Origin of the sequence: Paraglaciecola sp., assembly GCF_030730205.1 — a bacterium.
GTDB lineage: Bacteria > Pseudomonadota > Gammaproteobacteria > Enterobacterales > Alteromonadaceae > Paraglaciecola.
The window spans coordinates 1-3,271 of record NZ_JANQVQ010000151.1; the positions used below are offsets into that span (position 1 = coordinate 1).

Sequence of the window (3,271 nt, forward strand, 5' to 3'; positions counted from 1 at the left end):
TTGTGCGTTACCGAGTCAGTAAATTGTCAGGATTTGGTCTGTGTGAGCATCAGCCCTATGCGCTCATCAGGCGCACCGTGATCCAACTATTGCAACAAGACCACTCAATTTAAAAAATGCGAGAAGCAAATTTATGGGCAGATTCTGCTTTTTGTAGGGTGTTTGATACTGTCAAACTGTCGTCGTTAATCGCTGTTTGGTTAAACTGACCGGTGAAATAATCACTTAGGTTGAGGTAGATTGATTTTCCAGTAGACGACTCAACCGCTAAATTAACGGCCGCTATGCCCAAACCGAGGAAGCCACCATAAGCTAGCCCGCCCACGATGTCAGAAATAGGCGATACATCAGTTGATGTACTTTGCTGGTAATAGTCGGCCACAATAGGCACGTGATTCAATATATTGATTGAATCATATAAATCGTTCATTGATACGCCATCTTCACCAAAACTATATTGCGATGCGTTGCTCACCCAACTTAAAATTGAGTTAGCGTCGGTAAGTCCTTCGTTAATTACATCGTCAGATAGACTCATTTTTTGTTTGGTTTGGGAGCTAAAAAAATCATTTTGCAGTTGGCCAAATAAGGCATTTTGCATTGTCGATAACCCCGTTGCAGACGTTAAACTTTCCATATCAATATTAGCAAAATCAGCTAAACCTAAGCCACTTAGAAGAGATTGCTGCATTGATGTAACCATGTCAGCTGAGTCATCTGAACCAGCGTTACTATTATCTCCTTGGCCTGTTAGATTGTTCTCTACTAACGATAACAATTCACTAAATCCCGTGGATAATGTCTCGTTTATTGTCGTATTGCTCTCACTTCCTAAAGCCTTAAGGGGCGTCTCTTGGGAGGTTTGTAAATTGTTAATCAAATTCATAAAAACGGCTCTTATTGAGTGATACACGGTTACAAAATGAGTCTAGGGCACGAAAAAAGTTAGCGCACTTAGCGCCACTTTGAAGCAATACATCTGATTTTTTTGCATTAGTATCATCTGTTAAAAGCGCCATCGACTGCAAACTGTCTAATGTAAATAAAGAGTAAAGACGTGTTTTTGGGGAATGTAGGGTAGTGTTTTTTAAAACGAATCAGTTAACATCGCTTGCAGAATTTGGTTGTGAGAGGCGATTCTAGTTCGTTGTATTTTCGTTGAAATACAACCTTTAAGGTTTATTACATCCTATGAAAGCTCTTTTCCAAGTTTTGATGTTTGGCGTAGTTATGTTGTCGGTTTCGTGTGCGCAAAAGCTCACGGCTGAGCAAAAAGTGATTGAGGATATTCCAACTAATCCATCGGTTAATCAGCGAGCTGTAGAACAGAAGAATAAAGAGATCATGCCAAATGATCCACAATTTAGACCAATCCGCATGGAAGAGGTTGATACAGTGATGGTGCCAACAGGGTCATTGTTTCACTCTAGTCAAGCGGCTAGCTTGTATCAACTGTACAAAAATTACCAAGTTGGTGACATGATTTTAGTTGAATTGGATGAATCAACAACATCAAAAAAGAAGCTTGATTATAAATCAGACAAAAAGAGTAACTTTCAACTAGGTCCCTTGAGTGTTAGTGCTGGGCCAATTAATATCAATGAAGGCGATATCAGTGTTGAGCATTATCAAGAAAATGAGAAGGACAGTTCTGCGGAAACTAACCAGTCAAATTCGCTCAACGGCAATATTACCGTCTACGTAGTTGATATATTACCTAATCGTAATTTAGTGGTTGCGGGTGAAAAGTGGATAAAGCTTAGCACTGGAGAGGAATATGTCCGCTTTTCCGGTGAAATTAGAACGGCAGACATCAGTGCATCTAACTCCGTCATATCGTCAAAAGTGGGAAACACTCGCATTGAATATAGTGGCAAAGGAGAGCTTCAAGATAATCAAAAAGACTCAGTATTAGACAAGATGTTTTCGATATTTAGGTAGAGGGAAACATCATGTTACTCAAGCGTTTTTGTCTTATCTCTGTGGGTTTGTTTACCTTATTGTATAGTATGTTTATCTGTGCGCAGTGGCAGCAGGGGCAGGCTACTGTGGTGTTTAATGGTGCTGAACTTGATGATGTGAGAGTTCAGGCCATGAAAAATGCGATTGCGGATGCTTCGTTTCAAAATGGTAGCTTCGTTGCTGCAGAAGATATCGTACTAGATGGTTTACTTGTCAGTAGTAAGTCTGTGATCACTACACAAGGAAGAATTCAACGGGTAGAAGTGTTGAGCGAAACCGTAACAGATGAAGCTTTAACTGTGGTGGTAAGAGTGGATCTCACACCAATTTTAGAGTGTGAGCAAGATGAATATCTACGTTCACTGCTGACCACTCAGTTTCAATTGCTTAAACCGCAACAAGCTAGTAACGGTGGAATATTCGACTTAGGAAAGCAAATTAGTAAACGTTTTAGAGATCAACTTGCATCAGGTCGTTTGCAGGTAAGTTTAATCGACAAAGCGTTTGCAGATCCTAGAGCAACTCAGCAAATGGAACCGCGGGAACTGGCCGATAAATCCTTTTACATGTCTCGTCAGTTTGGCAAACAATTTGTCTTATATGGGTTTATTCGAGACATCAGTTTGTTTGAACAGGTTAAAACAAAATTGATAAAAGATGACGTATCGCTTAGACGTAATTTTACCATTCAGATTTATTTGTTAGATGTTTTTCGCAATAGCATGGTGTTTCAAGACTCCTATCATAGTGAAGCCGACTGGGCTTTCAGCGACGATTATAGTGTCGACACCAACAATAGTTTATTTTGGCGTAGTGATTATGGCCGTGTCGTGCTCAACACCATTCACAGTGCGGTATCTGATGTGACGAACGCCTTAGAATGTGAAAAAAGTTATGCGCAGATTATCAATAATACTGAACATCAGTTTACGATTAATATTGGTAAGCGTCATGGCGTCAAGGTCGGCGATAAATTCAAGCTATACAAAAAGCGCTTAAGTGTTGGCGTCAACGGGTTGAGTAGTCCAATTATCCAAGGTTATCCATCAGATTCTTATAGTGATGAATTAAGAGCGATACAAGTAGACGATGCGACAACCCTGCTTGAAAGCGGTAGTGCAAACCAATTTATGAGTGGAGATGTGCTGGATTTAGTCAGTCCAATATTTTAACGAACAGACCAAGCTTGTTGATCTTTGCATTTGGTAACATATTGTTCATATTAATTTTTGCTTAATCCTCTGAAATGTCCTGAAAAAAGGTTAAATTAACCGCTCTTAAAATAGTATGGATGAACTATGGCAGCGCT

At 39.8% G+C, this 3,271-nt stretch carries 3 protein-coding genes; 2 read left to right on the plus strand and 1 reads right to left on the minus strand.

The window, feature by feature from the left end:
- Positions 1–109 precede the first annotated feature (109 nt).
- A complete protein-coding gene (locus NWQ57_RS10490) occupies positions 110–886 on the minus strand; it encodes a hypothetical protein (RefSeq protein ID WP_306022102.1) in 777 nt (258 codons plus the stop codon).
- A gap of 305 nt (positions 887–1,191) precedes the next feature.
- Here NWQ57_RS10490 and NWQ57_RS10495 point away from each other — a divergent pair, with 305 nt between their 5' ends.
- Together NWQ57_RS10495 and NWQ57_RS10500 are read left to right on the plus strand one after the other, a co-directional pair.
- Positions 1,192–1,941 carry a flagellar basal body L-ring protein FlgH gene (locus NWQ57_RS10495; protein ID WP_306022103.1) on the plus strand — a complete coding sequence of 250 codons (750 nt, stop codon included), beginning with the start codon at positions 1,192–1,194 and terminating at the stop codon, positions 1,939–1,941.
- Positions 1,942–1,952: 11 nt separating this feature from the next.
- The gene (locus tag NWQ57_RS10500) at positions 1,953–3,134 is read left to right on the plus strand and encodes a flagellar assembly protein T N-terminal domain-containing protein (RefSeq protein ID WP_306022104.1); all 1,182 of its coding nucleotides are present in this window, start codon (positions 1,953–1,955) and stop codon (positions 3,132–3,134) included.
- Positions 3,135–3,271: the final 137 nt, after the last annotated feature.